This window comes from Staphylococcus massiliensis (genome assembly GCF_043186315.1).
Classification (GTDB): Bacteria; Bacillota; Bacilli; order Staphylococcales; family Staphylococcaceae; genus Staphylococcus; species Staphylococcus massiliensis.
This window is the reverse complement of record NZ_CP171119.1, coordinates 2,374,677-2,394,112: the sequence shown is the minus strand read 5'-3', so window position 1 is coordinate 2,394,112 and position 19,436 is coordinate 2,374,677. Positions and strand designations below refer to the sequence as shown.

24 protein-coding genes and 1 riboswitch are annotated in these 19,436 nt (G+C 34.3%); of the genes, 12 read left to right on the top strand and 12 right to left on the bottom strand.

The features are described 5' to 3' along the window. Positions 1-62 precede the first annotated feature (62 nt). The 4 genes from ACF3N8_RS11490 to ACF3N8_RS11475 form a co-directional block, all read right to left on the bottom strand. Positions 63-704, bottom strand: a complete 642-nt coding sequence (locus ACF3N8_RS11490) for an IS6 family transposase (protein WP_392450451.1) — start codon at positions 702-704, stop codon at positions 63-65. Between the two features lie 33 nt (positions 705-737). Continuing rightward, a complete protein-coding gene (locus ACF3N8_RS11485) occupies positions 738-1,412 on the bottom strand; it encodes an IS6 family transposase (RefSeq protein ID WP_002512555.1) in 675 nt (224 codons plus the stop codon). A gap of 731 nt (positions 1,413-2,143) precedes the next feature. Beyond that, complete coding sequence (locus ACF3N8_RS11480; protein WP_009384930.1) at positions 2,144-2,596, bottom strand: DUF3021 family protein; 453 nt, start codon at positions 2,594-2,596, stop codon at positions 2,144-2,146. Beyond that, a complete protein-coding gene (locus ACF3N8_RS11475) occupies positions 2,593-3,033 on the bottom strand; it encodes a LytTR family DNA-binding domain-containing protein (RefSeq protein WP_009384928.1) in 441 nt (146 codons plus the stop codon). Before ACF3N8_RS11475 ends, ACF3N8_RS11480 begins: the two co-directional genes overlap by 4 nt. A 171-nt stretch (positions 3,034-3,204) precedes the next feature. Here ACF3N8_RS11475 and ACF3N8_RS11470 point away from each other — a divergent pair, with 171 nt between their 5' ends. Next, a complete protein-coding gene (locus tag ACF3N8_RS11470) occupies positions 3,205-3,738 on the top strand; it encodes a hypothetical protein (protein WP_009384926.1) in 534 nt (177 codons plus the stop codon). 103 nt (positions 3,739-3,841) lie between these two features. On the opposite strand, the gene ACF3N8_RS11465 is transcribed toward ACF3N8_RS11470, so the two are convergent. The 6 genes from ACF3N8_RS11465 to ACF3N8_RS11440 all read right to left on the bottom strand — a co-directional run bounded on the left by ACF3N8_RS11465 (position 3,842) and on the right by ACF3N8_RS11440 (position 8,802). Further along, positions 3,842-4,072 (bottom strand): hypothetical protein, encoded by a 231-nt coding sequence (locus ACF3N8_RS11465; RefSeq protein WP_009384924.1) that lies wholly within the window; start codon positions 4,070-4,072, stop codon positions 3,842-3,844. Positions 4,073-4,659: 587 nt separating this feature from the next. Beyond that, the gene (gene lacD, locus ACF3N8_RS11460; protein ID WP_009384922.1) at positions 4,660-5,625 is read right to left on the bottom strand and encodes a tagatose-bisphosphate aldolase; all 966 of its coding nucleotides are present in this window, start codon (positions 5,623-5,625) and stop codon (positions 4,660-4,662) included. Positions 5,626-5,640: 15 nt separating this feature from the next. Continuing rightward, positions 5,641-6,576 (bottom strand): tagatose-6-phosphate kinase, encoded by a 936-nt coding sequence (lacC, locus tag ACF3N8_RS11455; protein ID WP_009384920.1) that lies wholly within the window; start codon positions 6,574-6,576, stop codon positions 5,641-5,643. An 18-nt stretch (positions 6,577-6,594) separates the two neighbouring features. Beyond that, a complete protein-coding gene (gene lacB, locus ACF3N8_RS11450) occupies positions 6,595-7,110 on the bottom strand; it encodes a galactose-6-phosphate isomerase subunit LacB (RefSeq protein WP_009384919.1) in 516 nt (171 codons plus the stop codon). A gap of 33 nt (positions 7,111-7,143) precedes the next feature. After that, entirely contained in the window at positions 7,144-7,572 is a 429-nt protein-coding gene (gene lacA / locus ACF3N8_RS11445; protein ID WP_009384918.1) for a galactose-6-phosphate isomerase subunit LacA, read from the bottom strand. Between the two features lie 465 nt (positions 7,573-8,037). Beyond that, complete coding sequence (locus tag ACF3N8_RS11440) at positions 8,038-8,802, bottom strand: DeoR/GlpR family DNA-binding transcription regulator (RefSeq protein WP_009384917.1); 765 nt, start codon at positions 8,800-8,802, stop codon at positions 8,038-8,040. 880 nt (positions 8,803-9,682) lie between these two features. Here ACF3N8_RS11440 and aroD point away from each other — a divergent pair. Together aroD and ACF3N8_RS11430 are read left to right on the top strand one after the other, a co-directional pair. Continuing rightward, a complete protein-coding gene (aroD, locus tag ACF3N8_RS11435; RefSeq protein WP_009384914.1) occupies positions 9,683-10,420 on the top strand; it encodes a type I 3-dehydroquinate dehydratase in 738 nt (245 codons plus the stop codon). Positions 10,421-10,466: 46 nt separating this feature from the next. Beyond that, complete coding sequence (locus tag ACF3N8_RS11430; protein ID WP_009384913.1) at positions 10,467-11,012, top strand: nitroreductase; 546 nt, start codon at positions 10,467-10,469, stop codon at positions 11,010-11,012. Positions 11,013-11,062: 50 nt separating this feature from the next. On the opposite strand, the gene ACF3N8_RS11425 is transcribed toward ACF3N8_RS11430, so the two are convergent. Continuing rightward, positions 11,063-11,383, bottom strand: coding sequence for a co-chaperone YbbN (locus tag ACF3N8_RS11425; protein WP_017176632.1), 321 nt, complete (start codon positions 11,381-11,383; stop codon positions 11,063-11,065). Positions 11,384-11,659: 276 nt separating this feature from the next. On the opposite strand from ACF3N8_RS11425, the gene ACF3N8_RS11420 reads away from it, so the two are divergent. The 7 genes from ACF3N8_RS11420 to ACF3N8_RS11390 all read left to right on the top strand — a co-directional run bounded on the left by ACF3N8_RS11420 (position 11,660) and on the right by ACF3N8_RS11390 (position 16,006). Then, positions 11,660-12,013, top strand: coding sequence for an arsenate reductase family protein (locus ACF3N8_RS11420; protein WP_009384911.1), 354 nt, complete (start codon positions 11,660-11,662; stop codon positions 12,011-12,013). A gap of 64 nt (positions 12,014-12,077) precedes the next feature. Then, positions 12,078-12,458 (top strand): glycine cleavage system protein GcvH, encoded by a 381-nt coding sequence (gcvH, locus tag ACF3N8_RS11415; RefSeq protein ID WP_009384910.1) that lies wholly within the window; start codon positions 12,078-12,080, stop codon positions 12,456-12,458. A 92-nt stretch (positions 12,459-12,550) separates the two neighbouring features. After that, the gene (locus ACF3N8_RS11410) at positions 12,551-12,946 is read left to right on the top strand and encodes a toprim domain-containing protein (protein ID WP_009384909.1); all 396 of its coding nucleotides are present in this window, start codon (positions 12,551-12,553) and stop codon (positions 12,944-12,946) included. Next, positions 12,912-13,211, top strand: coding sequence for a thioredoxin family protein (locus ACF3N8_RS11405; RefSeq protein ID WP_009384908.1), 300 nt, complete (start codon positions 12,912-12,914; stop codon positions 13,209-13,211). The genes ACF3N8_RS11410 and ACF3N8_RS11405 overlap by 35 nt, the downstream gene beginning before the upstream one ends. A 58-nt stretch (positions 13,212-13,269) precedes the next feature. Continuing rightward, a riboswitch (SAM riboswitch) is annotated at positions 13,270-13,373 on the top strand. 82 nt (positions 13,374-13,455) lie between these two features. Further along, positions 13,456-14,487, top strand: a complete 1,032-nt coding sequence (locus tag ACF3N8_RS11400; protein ID WP_009384906.1) for a methionine ABC transporter ATP-binding protein — start codon at positions 13,456-13,458, stop codon at positions 14,485-14,487. Then, positions 14,471-15,166, top strand: coding sequence for a methionine ABC transporter permease (locus tag ACF3N8_RS11395; protein ID WP_009384904.1), 696 nt, complete (start codon positions 14,471-14,473; stop codon positions 15,164-15,166). Before ACF3N8_RS11400 ends, ACF3N8_RS11395 begins: the two co-directional genes overlap by 17 nt. A gap of 21 nt (positions 15,167-15,187) precedes the next feature. Then, positions 15,188-16,006 carry a MetQ/NlpA family ABC transporter substrate-binding protein gene (locus ACF3N8_RS11390; protein WP_238093799.1) on the top strand — a complete coding sequence of 273 codons (819 nt, stop codon included), beginning with the start codon at positions 15,188-15,190 and terminating at the stop codon, positions 16,004-16,006. A 64-nt stretch (positions 16,007-16,070) separates the two neighbouring features. Here ACF3N8_RS11390 and ACF3N8_RS11385 read toward each other — a convergent pair whose 3' ends face one another. Next, positions 16,071-16,931, bottom strand: a complete 861-nt coding sequence (locus ACF3N8_RS11385) for a DUF368 domain-containing protein (protein ID WP_009384900.1) — start codon at positions 16,929-16,931, stop codon at positions 16,071-16,073. Between the two features lie 395 nt (positions 16,932-17,326). On the opposite strand from ACF3N8_RS11385, the gene sufC reads away from it, so the two are divergent. Beyond that, on the top strand, positions 17,327-18,100 hold the full coding sequence (sufC, locus tag ACF3N8_RS11380) for a Fe-S cluster assembly ATPase SufC (protein WP_009384898.1): 774 nt from the start codon (positions 17,327-17,329) through the stop codon (positions 18,098-18,100). 27 nt (positions 18,101-18,127) lie between these two features. Further along, complete coding sequence (gene sufD, locus ACF3N8_RS11375) at positions 18,128-19,435, top strand: Fe-S cluster assembly protein SufD (RefSeq protein WP_009384896.1); 1,308 nt, start codon at positions 18,128-18,130, stop codon at positions 19,433-19,435. Position 19,436: the final 1 nt, after the last annotated feature.

Here is a 19,436-nt window from a genome sequence, read left to right as displayed (position 1 = left end):
TATGGTTCTGTTGCAAAGTAAAAAAATATAGCTAACCACTAATTTATCATGTCAGTGTTCGCTTAACTTGCTAGCATGATGCTAATTTTGTGGCATGGCGAAAATCCGTAGATCTGAAGAGACCTGCGGTTCTTTTTATATAGAGCGTAAATACATTCAATACCTTTTAAAGTATTCTTTGCTGTATTGATACTTTGATACCTTGTCTTTCTTACTTTAATATGACGGTGATCTTGCTCAATGAGGTTATTCAGATATTTCGATGTACAATGACAGTCAGGTTTAAGTTTAAAAGCTTTAATTACTTTAGCCATTGCTACCTTCGTTGAAGGTGCCTGATCTGTAATTACCTTTTGAGGTTTACCAAATTGTTTAATGAGACGTTTGATAAACGCATATGCTGAATGATTATCTCGTTGCTTACGCAACCAAATATCTAATGTATGTCCCTCTACATCAATGGCACGATATAAATAGCTCCATTTTCCTTTTATTTTGATGTACGTCTCATCAATACGCCATTTGTAATAAGCTTTTTTATGCTTTTTCTTCCAAATTTGATATAAAATCGGGGCATATTCTTGAACCCAACGGTAGACCGTTGAATGATGAACGTTTACACCACGTTCCCTTAATATTTCAGATATATCACGATAACTCAATGCATATCTTAGATGGTTCTGTTGCAAAGTCAGAAAAAATATAACTAATTATCATTTTAACATGGTAGTATTCTCTTAACTGGCCAACATGTGATTAATTTCGTAGCACGGCGAAAATCCGTAGATCTGAAGAGACCTACGGTTCTTTTTATATAGACCATAAATACATTCAATACCTTTGAGTGTATTCTTTGCCGTATTGACGCTTTGATATCTCGTCTTTCTCACTTTAATATGACGGTGATCCTGCTCAATGAGGTTATTAAGATATTTAGATGTACAATGACAGTCGGGATTAAGTTTAAAATCTTTAATCAACTTAGACATTGCCACCTTCGTCGAAGGTGCCTGGTCTGTAATTATCATTTGAGGTTTACCAAATTGTTTAATAAGTCGCTTAATAAACGCATATGCTGAATGATTATCTCGTTTCTTACGTAACCAAATATCCAATGTATGACCATCTGCATCAATGGCACGATATAAATAGCACCATTTTCCTTTTATTTTAATGTATGTCTCATCAACGCGCCATTTATAATAAGCTTTTTTATGCTTTTTCTTCCAAATTTGATACAAAATAGGAGCATATTCTTGAACCCAACGGTAGATCGTTGAATGATGAACGTTAACGCCGCGTTCTCTTAGTATTTCAGATATATCACGATAACTAAGCGCGTATCTTAAGTAATAGCCAACGGCTACAGTTATTACATCTTTATTAAATTGCTTATATCTAAAATAATTCATAGAGAACGCTCCTTTTTTGTTAAAATTATACTATAAAATTAACTTTGCAACAGAACCTAATAATACACAGAAAAAATTTACATGAGCTTAAATTAAATTGAAGTTGTTTGAATTACGCTCAATTCGATAGGTTGAAATGGCTTTGTGACAACGTTGTAAACGTTATCAATGAAATTGTTTAGAAAATCAGATAATTTAATGTAAATATATGTCAAATTTATATTTAAACGCGCGTGATGTATTTGGGCGTAAGTTGTTATTTGAAAATAGTAATTATTGATTGTGTGTCATGGTCTTTTAAATGTTAATTAATTGTAAATTTGTAAAGACTTTTTGAAGAATCCCTCCTTGAAATGAATTTGAATTTTATATGAATGAAGTGCTTCTTTTGGCTCGAATTTTTAACAGTTTTTATACTATCATCATATTTTTGGGCTGAGTCAGTTATTGCCTAAATGTTTAAATTCGTGCCTTAATTGTTACTTCACGTTTTGATTAAAAAATTAATTAAACTCAAACAATTCATTATTCTTCTTAGAAATGAGGTAAATTGCATCACGCAAATTATGATTGAACGCCTGCACTATCACGTTTTAGTAAGTTTTGCATAGGTGATTTCAATATTTACCTAAAAGTTTTGATATGTATTTTCACAAATTATTCGGAAAAACTGATACATTTAGGCATTAAAAGACCTCGTTACTGTTCAATTTAGTAACGAGGTGAATGAATTATTTTTTTGAAGATAGTGTTTTGTTGATATCATAAATGATTTTTCTATGGTAGAAATATATAATGATCCAAATAATCGTGTACACAATGAGATACATGACTAAGAAGTTTAGAATCCAATATAAGCTGATTGGAAACCATCCTGCGAGTACAGCTACCGGGAAGAAGAAAACGAGCATGAGTATAAAATGTAATACCGTTGATTTTAGTAAAGCATAACCCTTTTCATATATGATACCGCCTATCGCAAAAATAATACCAATTATCGCCCAGTAGAACACGGAAAGTACCATAACTTGAATCTCGGTTAAGTGTTCATAGTAAATGTGACCCATAGTAGAGTACATAGATAGTGGATAGTAATTGCTACCATCTTTAATGAATGATAATATAATGGATAAGATGAGACCGACTGTTATACCAATGATTGAACCGGATAGTATTTTTTTCATAACTGTAAACACTCCTTGATTGTTTTTAAATAACGCCTAGATGAATACGTAAATGTATCGTTTTTAAATGTAATTTTGACAGTGCCGTTAGGCTTCATAGATACATGATATATGGCATGAATATTGATGATTTCTGATTTAGAAATTTGAAGAAAGTGAGTGCCGAGCTTTTCTTTGATTTGATAAAGACGTGTGTTTTTGGTGTACTGTTGATCGTGTGTGTAAATCATAAGTTTTCCATTTTCAATTGTAATGTTATAAATATCGTTCGTTTCGATTTCATAAATCTTATCATTGGATTTAACTGTTAAAGTTTGTTCTAAGTCGAAGTGCTTAAATGAAGTAACAAAATCAGTGAGTGCTTTGGATTGTTTTTGAGTGAGGATGTGCCACTCGTTATCTGGTATTTCAGGTTTGATTTTTATTAGTAGTTTCATAAGATTACCTCCAACTTAAGTAAACCACGGTCAACGGCTCTATGCTATAGCTTTTCAGTAAGTGGTCGTTATCTTAATGTAAGTGGTTTTATCATACGAAAGAGTTTTATATAAATAATGAATATGTTATGATTGGAAATTCAATGTGGCTTTTCAGGAGGTGAAAGAAAGATGCAATTAATATCTGCTATTGGTTCAATAGGTACCTTTATCATGGCGTTATTCTATTTAATATCTGTGTCAATTCAGTTATATCAACTACGTATTAACTTTATGCCAGCACTAGGGTTCAACCAGATTCTGCTATTTAGAAATGGGTCAGGGATGACGCTTAGAAATACGACAGAGGATAGTAAGCACGATAAGGAAGAGGACTTTATAAAACTGTACAACCTAGGTGGTGGTGCTGCTAAGGAAATCAAAATTAGTATTTCTATTGGTAAAGAGCGAGAATTACAGAATAAATATGTAAGCATCTTACCTAGTAAAGAAGGTTATTTATTACCAATTAACGAAGAAGTCTTTAATGAACTTGAACGTACAATCCAAGATAATGGTTATGAATCTAACTTAAACATTCATATTACGTATAAGCATAGTGTAAGTCGTAAAGTTCAACACACGCATTTAGTAGGTAAAATTGATATGTTTAGATCTCATAAGCAAGAAACGATTTATGAATTACAGTTTATTCAGAGCTCATAAAACTAAAGAAGTTGCTAAAACATTTCCCCTTGTTTTAGCAACTTCTTTAGTCTGTTTTATGTAAGGTTATGTCACATAACCATGTCATTACTGTACTATCTTATTAAATCACTAATTGTTGTTTGATGATTAAGCTTTTAATGTCTTGCGTTTTAAAATGGTATTGTCCATGTTTGAAAGCATAAGGTTCTAAAACTTTTTCTCTGATGTGTTCACGAATTTGTTCTCTATCTATACCTTCTAAGATTAAATCATTTTCACTAGTAATAAAACAATCCCATTCAATAGCTAGATCTTGAATCTGAATTTTCTCTTGGCTTTTCGACTGAATCATAATGAATAAATCTCTCCTATGCTAGTTTGTTAAAAATTTGGGTGTTCTTACTATTAATAAAATGAAATTTAGTACAGTATATTTGCCAAATACATTTTGGCAGTATTATATTAACCCATTTAAAAAAAGATAAACATTATATTTTAATATGATTCATTCTAAAGTAAATTAAATCTTAAAGTTAAATCAAACAAGTAAAATTAAATTTGTCGGTCATAATGCGTGTTTAGGAAAGATTCTAATTAATATTAGATTGTTTGGCTTGATACGTACTTTACTTTTATGAACGCGCAAAACTTTATAAGGGGAAACAGTGACTATTCAAAGGTGTGCGTATATACATAAAGTTGAGCGTATAGAATATCATTGCTTTTTATAAATTGATGTCATACTAAAAATCAAATTAGAAATCAAAAAGCGTGTACATCATAGCATTTGACAGGTGTTTTCATGCTATGAGACACGCTCTTAAGTAAGGAGGCTAAGCCCCTTAAGGACATTCTAGTACACATCAGTAAAAAAAGAAACCTTTTGGTACTTATTTACAACTATAGAACAAAAAAATTGCTACATATTTATTTAAATAATTAAGATATTGGGTTTGCGGTAACTTTTAAAATGTCATTTAGCGCTTGGATGTTTGCTTTACCTACAGTTTGCATCCATTTACGGGCTTCGTCTTCGCCTTCTTTAACAAATATTTCAACGCCGTTAGCCCAAGTTGCACGTCCACATAGAACGCCATTAAAGTTTGACTCTGCTTCCTTCGCAAATTTGAGCGTTTCTACAAATAATTCAGAGCTAACGCCAGCGCTTAAAAAGATATAAGGTAAGTGCGTTGCGTCACTTTGTGCTTTAAAGTGAGTCATTGCTTCTTCTTTCGTATAAGCTACGTCACCTGTAGCATACCCTTCAACATAATTCATATTCACAGGTACTTCTACCTTTAAGACATCTACACGATATTGTGGCTGAGAGAATTCCTTCATCATCTCGTTCACTTTATGCGGCTTTTTAAGCGCATATGCTTTGGTAGATGTATCGTTGTCTTGTGCATCATATGATACTAGCTCTAAGAAAAATGGCAATGATTCTGCTTCACACTCAGCACCTAAACGTTCAACAAATGCTTTTTTACGTGCATTAATTTGAACATCTTCATCTACATCGTAATATAATAAGAACTTACAAGCATCAGCATGTTGTTCTTTTAAACGCTTTACTGACCACAAATCTAAAATATCAGGTAAGCGACCTGGTACCGTAGCATCGTAACCCGTTTTCTCATAAGCAAGGAGTAAACCGGCTGTATCAGCTCTATGTTTGCTTGCTTTAAGACCATATTCTGGGTCTAAAAGAATTGAAGAGGCAAAAGGTGTTAACTCTTCTGAAACGATTGTTTTGAATGTTTCGATTTCAATATCTGTTGCTGGTTGGCTTTTATGTCTTTGGATCATCTTTTTTAAAGCGCCACGTTGATCGATTGCAAGCGCACTAATAATGCCGTCCTGTGTCATTAAATTTTGTAAATAAGCTTGTTTATTGTTAGTCATCTTGTTGTACCTCCGTCATTGAACTGTTGAAACTTGTATAGAATCATAAATTGTTTGAAATTGTTCTAAGTCGACATGCCCAGTTTGCGGCGACATCGCATTGAGTATGCCAAGCGTGTTACCTGTACGAAGTATTTCTTCATCTGAACGTTTGTGATGAATCGCATGTGCGAAACCAGCTATCGTTGAATCTCCAGAACCTACTGAATTCATCACGTCAACTGAAGGGATATCTACTTTATAAAACGTTTGATCATGCTTCGCAAAGACACCATCTTTTCCGAGCGATACTACGACCCACTTGATTCCATTAAATATTGGATTCGATAGGTGCATTTTTAAGTCCTCGATGCTTGGTTTGTATTTTAAATTAAGCAATGAAGCAAGTTCTTCTATATTAGGTTTAATTAAATACGGTTTGTTAGGCCCCTCTAAAATTGTCTTTAAAGTTGAACCCGAGCAATCTAGGATAGCCGTCTTATGATTTTCATTGGCGATTTTAATCATATCTTGATAAAACGTGTCTTCAAGCCCTTTAGGTAAACTACCTGACATAATGACGAGTGAGATATCTTGAATCATCTCTCTATACATATGAAGAAATTGGTCTTGCTCGTCTTTAGAAATAGAAGGGCCATGTTCTAAAATTTCAGTTTGTTTACCTTCATGTAACACGGCGATGCAATTACGTGTTGGTTCCTGTATGTCTTGAAATTGATGTCTGATTTGTTGGCGATGGAGTGCTTCTTCAATAAATGAACCGTTTGCACCACCTAAAAAGCCTGTTGCCATAACAGGATGTTCTAACTGTTTCAGAACGCGTGTTACGTTAAGTCCTTTTCCACCAGGAGTTTTCGTCACATTTGAAACACGATTGACGCTATCAATTTTAAGCGTTGATAGGGGATAACTGATATCTACTGAAGGATTTAAGGTTACGGTTAAAATCATAGGTGCCACTCCTTTTTATTAATCGTGATAGTCACCACGGTCCCACTTATCTAAAAATTCTTTAAAGAAACCTTCTTGATGTTGTTCATCATGTGCGTGCTCTAACGCAGATAATTTCTGTATGAGTCTCTCACTTTCAGGGGTAGGTTGATATTCAGCATTTATAAAAGCATCAATAATATCATTAATGAGAAATTCGCCTGTAACTTTGGCACCAAAGCCAATCACGTTCGCATTAAGTGCTTCTTTAGCGTAGATCGCAGATGTCATGTCACGAACTAGTGCGCTACGAATGCCTGGTACTTTATTGACTGCGTTATTGATACCAACGCCTGTACCACACAAGCACACACCTAAATCTGCTTCTTTAGATACGACTTTGTCGCCAACTTTTTTACCATAAATTGGGTAGTGCGTACGCGTGAAATCGTAAGTTCCAACATCTATAACTTCATGGCCTTTGCTTTTTAAAAAGTCAGAAACAGCCATCTTCGTATCGGTAACGATATGGTCACAACCTATAGCAATTTTCATATTTTAACTTCCTCTCGTTGTTTAATGAATGCTTTAGCACATTTTATTAAGCATATCTACTCGAATTTGGTGTCTACCACCGTCATAATGTGCTTCTAAAAATGCATGCGCGATAGCCTTAGCAAGACCTTCACCTACAATATTTTTGCCCATTGTAATTATGCGTGCATTGTTATGTTCACGTGTCATGTATGCTGATCGCTCATCAGATACTTCCGCTGCAATCATGCCTTTAATTTTCGTCGCGGCCATAAAACTGCCGACACCGTAGCTATCTATCACAATCCCAAGACTGTCTTCATCCTTTAAAAGGATGTCAGATACAGCAACTGTTGCGTCTATAAAATCGTTAGCCGGTGTTTCTGATACATCTTGGACGTCATATTCAGATGCGATTAAATCAGCTTTAACGACATCTTTAAGCGACATACCTTCATGATCTGCACCTATAATTACTTTCATAACAATAACCTCCTAGGGGAAATCGATTTTGTTTGTTTTTGTTTATTCGTCATTATAATAAAACATTAACAAACATAAATCAACGGATAGGTGTTTAGGTATGTTGACTATTTTTTAAACACATGTAAAAAGATAAAAAATAAGCTATAACGCCCTTAAGTGGAGCTGGGACATAATACTACAATTCCCTTAAACAGCATGCTTTCCTGGGGCATGGCCGGAGCCTGTAGTCTTCTAAAGTCCAACTCGTATTTTTAATACGGTAGTTGGACTTACAAAGAAGCTCAGGCTTCTTTGTTCATGAGAAAGAGCCCCGGCTTGCATAGCTTGTCAATTTGCTACGCAAATTTCTTTGCCGGGGCCCCGCCCTTTGAGTCAGCTGTTTTGAGAATTGTATGAAATAAAGCTTAAAGGCTCTATTTCACGACTTATGTCTCAAAACCTTAAGTAAGGACGCTATAGCCATTAAATTGATTTAGAGATTTTAACCTGTGTATATTGTTTTAATTTTTTAAGACGGTCTTTAGCACCTTTATCGGTAATCAGTGTTGACACATCGTCTAACTGATAGTACGTATAGAAATCTTCTTTACCTATTTTAGAAGCATCCATTAATAAATAAGTTTCCACAGCATTATCAATCGCGATAGCTTGAGTTTGACCTTCTTCAATCGTCGCAGTCATAATGTCGTTATCCTTCAAGGCATTACAGCTGAAGAATGCTTTATGAAAGTGCATGTTCTTTAGCGTTTGATTAGTAATATCGCCATTAAAGGCTTGCGTACGTTCACGCATCTTGCCACCTAATAGATATACATCAAGCGCATTTGATTTTGATGTCAATGTTTCAAAGACAGGTAGAGAATTCGTTACGATACGTAAATGCTTGAAGTCCATCGCTTCAGCAAGCATATGTACCGTCGTACCTGGACCTAAGTAAATCGTTTCATCTTCATTTATGTAATTCAGCGCCTCTTGGACGATTGCTTCTTTTTGGTCACGATTCATAATTTGTTTATCATGATGAGACAACTCAGTCGGTCGATAAACGTTTAGGCTTTTAGCTCCGCCATGCACCCGCTTTAAAAGCCCTAAAGTTTCAAGCTCTGACAAATCGCGTCTTACTGTCATATCAGAAACACCTAAGCGTTGCGTAATGTCATTAACTTGCACGGTACCGTCACGATCTACAAGTTCTACGATTGCATTAAATCTTTCTTCTTTTAACATTAGAATGCTTCCTTTCGTCGAATTAGTATGTAAATTTTACAGTAAATAACTTTAAAAAGATAGTTATTTGAAGCGAGATAGGGTGGAATAAGGTTGGTCCAATAAAGTTTTTATAGCGCGTGTCTTTAAAGTGTTGTAAAATTATATTAATTTTAAAATTAAAAACCGATTTATATTATACTAGGAGACTTCTATGAATCAACATCTTATGACACTTTTCAAAATTATTCAAAGTTGCATCGTTTCCTTGAAAAGGCTCAATTTGAACTGGATGAAATGGATTGTTGTCCTACTCATTTTAGAATCTTTTCTGTTACTATTTCAACAAGCATCCAATTTAATGTTTATTATTAAAGTATTCATAATCTTTTTCGTAGCCATTTATTTATATTACGACGATATCATATCTCTAGAAATTAAGCCTAAAGGTCGGTATATCTCAATAGATGATTTTATTTATTTTTTAGCAACCTTTATTGTCGTTGAATTATTATGGATATTAACGCTATTTTTCACGAATATGCAGACCTACTATGGGCAATTTATTATTTTCAATGCAAAAGGCCAACTCTATCAAAATGTCTTTCTTTACGGTGTTATCAAACCTGTTATAGAAGTTACAGTATTTATATACTTGTTATTATGGAAGCTTATGCGTAATCAGTTGTTCATAGGAATGTTTATCGTAAGTTTACTTTACACATTCTGGTTAGGACCTACCCATATCGTGGAGTTTTTTATTATATTTTTAATGAATATATGTTTGACTCTGCTATTCCTGAAGTCAAGGGAAATCATGTTAATATACGTATTTCAAATATGTACACACATCGTGTATTTTGTTGCGATTTACACATAAATTTAAAAAGGAAGTGAACATGTGGATACTAAAGTTGCTGTAACGATAGCGCCTGAACATTTAAATGAACTAAATCAAGACATTATGGATATTAAGGCTAACGAGGAGTATATTGATGTTATTGAACTAAGAATTGATCAGATTGATCATATTGAAGCATCAAGTATTGATCAGTATTTAAGCGTATTAAGCGATGCCCATTTAGAGCTTCCCATTTTGCTAACGTATCGTACGGGTGCTCAAGGTGGGAAAGGTCAACTTGAAGGAGAGGACTATTTAACGTACCTTGAGCGTTTATTGAATTTAACTGGGTTTCAAATGATTGATATAGAGTGGGATGAGCGTTCTAATACGCAACTACTTGAAAAGCTTGTCGCTAAAGCTAAAGCACATCATATTGAGGTGCTGATATCCTATCATAATTTCAAATATACGCCATCAAGCGATGTACTTAGAAAAACGTACTATCATATGAGTCAATTACAAGGTGATATCTTGAAAATTGCGGTAATGCCACTTTCGCATAAAGATACGTTCACGTTGCTTGAAGTATTAGAACATGCACGTGATTCCCTAGACGCTAAAGTCGTTGGTATATCTATGGGAGACTTAGGAATAATGACGCGTACCGCTCAAAATATGTATGGTGGCTACTTGTCATATGGTTGCTTAAACGATAGTCAAGCACCTGGCCAAATTCCAGTAAAAACACTAAAAAATCAGCTTAAGTTTTATCAACAATTTGCTAAAAGCATATAAATTCCCTATAATTGATAATAGTTATCATTTGTAGGAGGCGAATATAGTGGAACTAAGAGACGCAATCAAAGATAGAAGAAGCATTAAGAAATTCAAAAGAGATATGACTATCGATGAGGATAAATTATATGAAGCGTTAAATCTTGCCACACATGCACCTAATCACTGCCTAAGAGAACCTTGGCGCGTGGTGCATGTACCTAAAGATGATTTAGGTGCAATGAGCCGTAAATTAAGTAAAATAGCTTTTCCTAAAAGTGAAGATAAGCAAGAAAGCCACTACAACGCTGTGACAAATTTAGGTGGATTCTTAGTAGTTGTAGCAAAACGTGATCCAAGACAACGTGAAGATAATGAGAATATGCTAGCTGTTGGTGCATTCGCTCAGAACCTTCTACTATTGTTACACGAAGTTGGCATTGGTACCTGTTGGAAGACACCAGATTATATCTTTAATCCGAGAGTAAAAGATTTATTTAAAGTTGAAGCGGATGAGTCTATTGTTGGTTTTCTATATCTCACAGATTTAGAGGATGAATTTAAAGCTAAGCCACGTAAAAATGATGAATATGTATCTCGTTTCGAAGGCTAATTTGTAAAAAATAACCCTATGAACGTAATTCGTTCATAGGGTTATATTCATTATTTTAAGTTTTCTTCTAGGAATGATTCAACTTGCTCAGGTGATTTAGCGTTTGCTGAATGTAAGTGTGCGAGTTTGTCGCCGTCTTTAAAGATTAAAATGCTTGGAATACCCATTACTTCATGAGTAGTAGCTGCTTCTTCAACTTCGTCGCGGTTTACAACATACCATTTATAGTCATTGTACTTTTCAACGATTGGATCAATCCACATATCCATTGCTTTACAATCTGGGCACCAATCGGCTTCGAATTTAATGATTACTGGTGCATCGCTCTTAATAACATCGTTAAAAGTATCCATTGTTTTAATAGGTTCCATTTATATCGACTCCTTAAAAGATATTCTGACTAATATCTATAATTGTAGTTTAAATATAACGTATTTCTAAAAGCGAATAAAGATTATTGTTTACGTTTTATTTTGCAGGCGTTATGCTGCGGATGTTTCTGATTACACTTAAATTTTAAATATGTTCAATTTATGGATTATTTCAAATTTAATCTCAATTATAATTTTATGAATTATTATAAAACAGAGCATTTTTAATAAATTTTTGATATATTGTAACTAACAAGTTGAGGAGGTTTTTAAGCCATGATCAAATTTTACCAATACCAAAATTGTACTTCATGTAAGAAAGCTGCAAAATTCTTAACAGAGTACGGTGTAAGCTATGAACCTATTGATTTAATCCAATTTACACCTAATGAATCAGAATTCAAAGAGATTATTGAACAAACAGGTGTAGACATCAACAAATTATTTAATACACGTGGTGCGAAATACCGCGAACTTGGTCTTAAAGATAAACTTAAGACATTATCTAATGACGAAAAACTAGAACTTTTAGCATCAGATGGCATGCTTGTTAAGCGACCAATGGCGATTTTAGGTGATAAAATCACGCTTGGTTTTAAAGAAGAAGAATATCGTAACACATGGCTATAATAGTTGATTGCCATGAATTGTTATGGCATGATTGAATTGTAAATATATTTAGGAGGGGATTTTCGTGGCAGTGCCAAAGGAATTAAAATATTCAAAAGAACATGAATGGGTAAAAGTTGATGGAGATACTGTATTAATTGGTATCACTGACTACGCTCAAAACGAATTAGGAGATATCGTATTCGTTGAATTACCAGAAGTTGACGAAGAAATCAGCGAAGGGGATTCATTTGGTAGCGTTGAATCAGTAAAAACTGTATCAGAATTATACGCGCCAGTATCTGGTAAAGTAGTTGAAATCAACGACGAATTAGAAGATAGCCCAGAATTTGTTAACGAATCTCCGTATGAAAAGGCATGGATGGTTAAAGTTGAATTAAGTGATGAAAGTCAATTAGATGCATTACTTGATGCTGAAAAGTACGAAGAAATGATTGGTGAATAATATGCCCTAAACTCCACGATATTACATAATATCATGGAGTTTTTCTTTTTAATCCTTTTACGTGGACAATAATTTTTTAGAGGGTGAATACCATGACGATGATTCAAAAAGTAATTGTTGTAGAAGGTAAATCAGATAAAAAACGCGTTAAAGAAGTATTAAATGAATCAGTTGAAATAATCTGTACTCATGGCACGATGAGTATTGAAAAAATAGATAACATGCTTGATGATTTATACGACAAGGATGTCTTCATCTTAGCTGATGCTGATGAAGAAGGGGAAAAAATCAGAAAGTGGTTTAGAATGTATTTAAGTGAAAGTACGCATATTTACATTGATTCTACTTATAACGAAGTTTCACGTTGTCCTAGACATTATTTATCACGTCGATTAGAAAGATTTGGCTTTAAAGTTAAGAAAGATTTTGTTTTGAAGGGAAAATACACGTACCATGAATGTTACAGAGCAATCGAACAATATATCTGAGCATTTTGACAAAGAGAAACATTTAATATTCGGTTATACACCTACATGTGGTACCTGTAAAGTTTCTGAAAGAATGCTCGATATCGCAAACGAAATTACAAAGCTTCCTATCACGAAGTTGGATTTGAATGTACTACCAGAATTTAATCAACAACACGAAATCCAATCAGTACCGATACTTATGATTATGTCATACGGTAAAGAAGTAAAAAGACTGTATGCGTTTCAATCAGTTACCAATTTGTTAGAAAATTTGAAAAATTAGATTGACGCATCGCTTTTTAGGTGGTAGGATTATAAACAATAAATGAATACGACAAATACTCTTATCGAGAGTGGTGGAGGGATGTGCCCTATGAAGCCCGGCAACCGTCTTAGGATATGGTGCCAAGTCACATGAAATCTTTTGGATTTCTGAAGATGAGAGAAAGATACTAGATAGCTTTCTCTTATTATTTTAAGAGAAAGCTTTTTTCATTTATTTAGTAAGCTTTGGGAGGATAGATAGTGTGATTGAACTTAAAGAGATTGTTAAAACATTTTCAACGAAAAAACTTAACGTTACTGCAGTTGATCATGTTAATCTTACAATTCCTAAAGGTAGTATATTTGGGGTTATTGGTTTCTCTGGTGCAGGTAAAAGTACGTTGATACGGCTTTTTAACTATTTAGAGCAACCTACATCAGGCCAAATTTTAGTCGATGGTGAAGATTTAGGAAAGCTATCTAAAAAGGAACTTAGGCAGAAACGCCAAAAGGTTAGTATGATTTTCCAACACTTTAATTTATTATGGTCACGAACGGTTTTAAGGAACGTTATGTTTCCACTCGAAATTGCTGGGGTTCCGACTCAAGAAGCAAAACAACGTGCACGAAACTTGATAGAACGTGTAGGTTTGAAAGGCCGGGAGGATGCATATCCTTCTGAATTATCAGGTGGTCAAAAGCAACGTGTTGGTATTGCGCGTGCTTTAGCGAACGACCCTACAGTTTTATTATGTGACGAAGCGACAAGTGCTTTAGACCCTCAAACAACAGAAGAAATCCTAGATTTACTTGTTCAAATAAAGGAAGAACAGAACTTAACGATTGTTCTAATCACACACGAAATGCAAGTCATCCGTAAAATATGCGATGAGGTTGCTGTGATGGAACAAGGACGTGTGATAGAGCAAGGTTCAGTTAAAGATGTGTTTGAGAACCCTCAAAGTGATGTAACGAAACGTTTTGTTAAGAAGGATTTAAATCAAGAGTCTGATATTGAAACTCATACATATATAGACGCGTTTCAAGAAGGTCATTTATTGCATTTAAAGTTCGTCGATGGGAATACAACACGACCTATAATTTCAGAAATTTCAAAACAGTTAGACGTTTCTATTAATATTTTAGAGGCGCATATCAAGCATCTTAAATCAGGTGAAGTTGGCTATTTAATTGTTCATATTCCTAAAGTATCGGTTTCGATTGATACGTTGCTTGAGGCGTTTGAGCATCATCATGTAGAAGTGGAGGTGCTTCAAGATGGGCAAAAGCTTTAGTGAAATCGTACAAGAAATGATCACGATGCCGAACATTAAATGGGATGAAGTTTGGCTTGCTTTATATGAAACCGTATATATGACCGTTGTTTCAACCCTATTTGCTTTTGTATTCGGTCTTATCTTAGGGATATTGCTTTTCCAAACATCAAAGGGCAAATCGACATTTAGTAGAGTGTTCTACAGTATCGTTTCCTTTATCGTGAATTTATTCCGAGCGATACCATTTATCATATTAATCCTATTATTGATACCGTTTACGAGTTTAATATTAGGAACGATTAGTGGACCGACTGGTGCATTACCAGCACTCATTATTGGAGCTGCACCTTTCTATGCGAGACTTGTTGAAATTGCTTTAAAAGAAATAGATAAAGGTGTTATTGAAGCGGCTACTTCTATGGGAGCGAATACGTGGGCTATCGTATTTAAAGTTTTACTTCCTGAATCAATGCCAGCTTTAGTTTCAGGTATTACAGTTACATCTATCGCTTTAGTTGGTTCAACTGCAATTGCGGGTGTTATTGGCGCAGGCGGTTTAGGTAACTTAGCTTATTTAACAGGTTTTACTCGAAATCAAAATGATGTGATCTTGATTTCAACAATCTTTATTTTATTACTTGTATTTATCATTCAATTTTCAGGTGATTTTATCGCTCGAAAAATAGATAAACGTTAATTTATGGGAGGTTATTTAATTATGAAAAGGTTATTATTTTTATTAGTGTTAACACTTGTATTAGTAGCTTGTGGTAATAAAGAAGCTAAAAAAGATGGTGATGATAAGTCGATTACAGTAGGTGCTTCACCAGCGCCACATGCTGAAATTTTAGAAGAGGCTAAACCGCTTTTAAAAGAGAAGGGCTATGACTTAAAAGTTAAAACAATTAACGATTATACGACGCCTAACAAATTATTAGATGCTGGAGAGCTTGATGCTAACTTCTTCCAACATACACCATATTTAGACACTGAGAAGAAAGACAAGAAATATAAAATTGAATCTGTAGGTAATGTTCACTTAGAACCAATGGCTGTTTATTCTAAAAAGCACAAAAGCTTAAAAGATTTACCTAAGGGTGCGGAAGTATTCGTATCTAATAACCCTGCTGAAGAAGGACGTTTCTTAAAATTCTTCGTTGATGAAGGTTTAATTAAATTAAAAGATGGCGTTAAAATTCAAGATGCGAAGTTTGATGATATTGTAGAAAATAAAAAAGATATTAAATTTAACAACAAGCAATCTGCAGAATTCTTACCTAAAACGTATCAAAACGGTGAAGGAGACGCTGTAATCATTAATTCTAACTTTGCGATTGAACAAAAGTTAAATCCTCAAAAAGATTCTATCGCCCTTGAGAATCCTGAAGATAACCCATATGCGAACTTAATCGCTGTTCAAGAAGGTCAAAAGGATTCTAAGAAAGCTAAAGCACTATTAGAAGCATTACAGTCTAAAGAAATCCAAGAATTCATTAAGAAGAAATATAACGGTGCAGTGATTCCTGCTACTGAATAATGTATACACGCAACAAAAAAGCCAACGTGGTCTGATGTGACCGCGTTGGCTTTTTAAATGTTGTCTAATCAATTGTTTCAGTCTTAGCTGTTTCTTTTCCGAGGAAGTAACTGATACAAAAACCTACAATTAACGTAATAATTGAAACGATCCATGTTAACGGTGTTGTAGGTAAACCAGGGAAAATTGCAGCTATAGAACCGATTACAAGTCCTAATATAACCGCATAGGTTAAGTACGGGTGATGCGTTAAGCAATAATTTATAAGCTTACTTGTTGTTGCAAAGCCTACTAAAATACCAAGTCCTACTGCAATAATGACAGGTAATACTGAGAAGTTAAACGACGTTAACTCTGAAATTGCGAACGTTACAGAACCATAAATACCTATAAGTAAAAGTATAAATGATCCTGAAATACCCGGTAGTAACATTGCACTTGAAGCTAATATGCCACCTATGAAACATTTGATTAAGAATCCAAGATTGATATCTAAGTGAGCAGGTTCGTGTTTAGAACCGCCGTTCATTAATGTTAATCCAACTAATAAAGCAATACCTAAGAAGATTAGGACGTAGTGCTTGCCTTTGAAGTTTTTCTTGTAATTCGCAAGTGTTAATAGGAAAGGAATAATACCAATGATTAATCCTAAGAAGAAAAAGTTAGTTGGCACGTGGTGTTCACTTAGTAAGTAATTGATAAGTTTACTTAAAGAACCTATCGCGAGTAACATACCAATTCCGATTGGTATTAGAAATAAAATGCTTTTCAAGAAGTCTTTAGAGAACAAGCGACTGACTGCGTTAATGAAGTCGTCGTAAATTCCTAGAAGTAGGGCGATTGTTCCACCACTTACACCAGGAATGAGATCGCTAGTACCCATAGCGAATCCTCTAAAGATATTTGTCCATTTAAATTGTTTCATCTTATACATCCTTCGCAATTTTTTGATAGTGTAACATTTAACAATAAAGATTGAACTGACCTTAAGATGTATTTTTTGTACATTGTCTCATGTATTCTATCATATACGACATCTTTTAGATAAAGGTTTAAATTTTAAAGTGTAAATGACGACCTCTTTTGTAAAAGTATATTGAGAACAAAAACCTGTTGATTATCATTTGCTTTTTTTAATTGTTATAAATAAGGAAAACGATTCGAGATTTTAACTAAACGATTATAAAGGGAATCATGTTTATAATTGTGCATAATTACGTTATAATTAGGTGACAAGCAAATATCCTAACATTTTGACGTTAGATTAAAATTATTATAAACTAAATAGGAAATCACAATATTATTCTGGAGGGAATTTTAATGCCATCAACATTAGAAATTAAAGACTTACACGTGTCTATTGAAGATAAAGAGATTTTAAAAGGTGTTAATTTAACAATTAATGCAGGTGAAATTCATGCGGTTATGGGACCTAACGGTACTGGTAAATCAACTTTATCAGCTGCAATCATGGGTCACCCTAACTACGAAGTTACACAAGGTGAAGTTTTACTTGACGGTGTAAATATCCTTGAATTAGAAGTAGATGAAAGAGCTAAAGCAGGTTTATTCTTAGCTATGCAATATCCATCTGAAATTTCAGGCGTTACTAATGCTGACTTCATGCGTTCTTCTATCAATGCTAAACGCGAAGAAGGCGATGAAATTAACTTAATGCAATTCATCAAGAAGTTAGACAAAGAAATGGAATTCTTAGACATGGATAAAGACATGGCGCAACGTTACCTTAATGAAGGTTTCTCTGGCGGTGAGAAAAAACGTAACGAAATCTTACAATTATTAATGTTACAACCTAAATTCGCTATTCTTGACGAAATCGATTCAGGTTTAGATATCGACGCATTAAAAGTCGTTTCTAAAGGTATCAATGAAATGCGCGGAGACGAATTCGGTTCATTAATCATCACACACTATCAACGTTTATTAAACTACATCACACCAGACCACGTACACGTTATGTACAACGGTATAATTGTTAAATCAGGTGGCGCAGAACTTGCTAAACGCCTTGAAGAAGAAGGTTATGAGTGGGTTAAAGAAGAACACGATTCATTAGAAGCAGCTGAAAAATAATCAATCATCAATAGGAGGAAATAAAGTATGACTACTGAAACATTAAATATTTCTTTAGACCAACTTGTTGATTATTCACAAGCCCAACAAGAACCTTCTTGGATGACTGAATTACGTAAAGAAGCGTTTAACAAACTTGAGTCTTTAGAAATGCCAAAACCAGATAAAACGAAATTAAATAAATGGGATTTCGATACTTTTAAACAACACAACGTTGAAGGTAGTGCGTATGAAGATTTAAACGACTTACCAGAAGCTTTAAATCAAATTATCAACGTTGATAATTCACCAAACTTAATCATTCAACATAACAACTCATTAGCCTTTTCAAGAGTATCTGAACAAGCTCAAAAAGACGGCGTTATCGTTGAAGGTATCGAAGAAGCGCTTAAAAACCATAGCGACCTAGTCGAAAAATACTACATGAAAGATGCTGTAACTGTTGATGAACACCGTTTAACAGCGTTACACACAGCATTAATGAATGGCGGCGTATTTGTTTACGTACCTAAGAACGTTGTAGTTGAAGATCCTGTTCACTACGTTGTTTTACACGATGATGACAACGCTAGTTTCTTCAACCACGTATTACTTGTTACTGAAGAAAGCGCTGAAGTAACATACGTTGAAAACTACCTTTCAACAGCTTCAGGTGAAGGTAACCAATTAAACGTTATTTCAGAAGTTGTAGCAGGTGCTAACTCTAAAGTAACTTACGGTGCCGTGGACTATTTAGACAAAGGCTTTACTGGCCACATTATTAGACGTGGTGTAACAGCTCAAGATAGTTCTATTAACTGGGCATTAGGTTTAATGAATGATGGTAACCAAATCATCGATAACACAACTAATTTAATCGGCGACCGTTCTACAAGTGAATTAAAATCAGTTGTAGTTGGTGTTGGTGAGCAAACAGTTAACTTAACTTCTAAAATTGTTCAATATGGTCAAGAAACAGATGGCTATATTCTTAAACACGGTGTAATGAAAGAGAACGCTTCATCAATCTTTAACGGAATTGGACACATCAAGCATGGTGGCTCTAAATCAATGGCTAACCAAGAATCTCGTGTATTAATGCTTTCTGAAAATGCACGTGGTGACGCTAACCCAATTTTATTAATCGATGAAGATGATGTTGAAGCTGGTCACGCTGCTTCAGTAGGTCGTGTTGACCCTGAACAACTTTACTATTTAATGAGTCGTGGTATCTCAAGAAAAGAAGCAGAACGCTTAGTTATCCACGGTTTCTTAAACCCAGTTGTACGTGAATTACCAATTGAAGATGTTAAGAAACAATTACGTGAAGTTATTGAACTTAAAGTTAATAAATAAC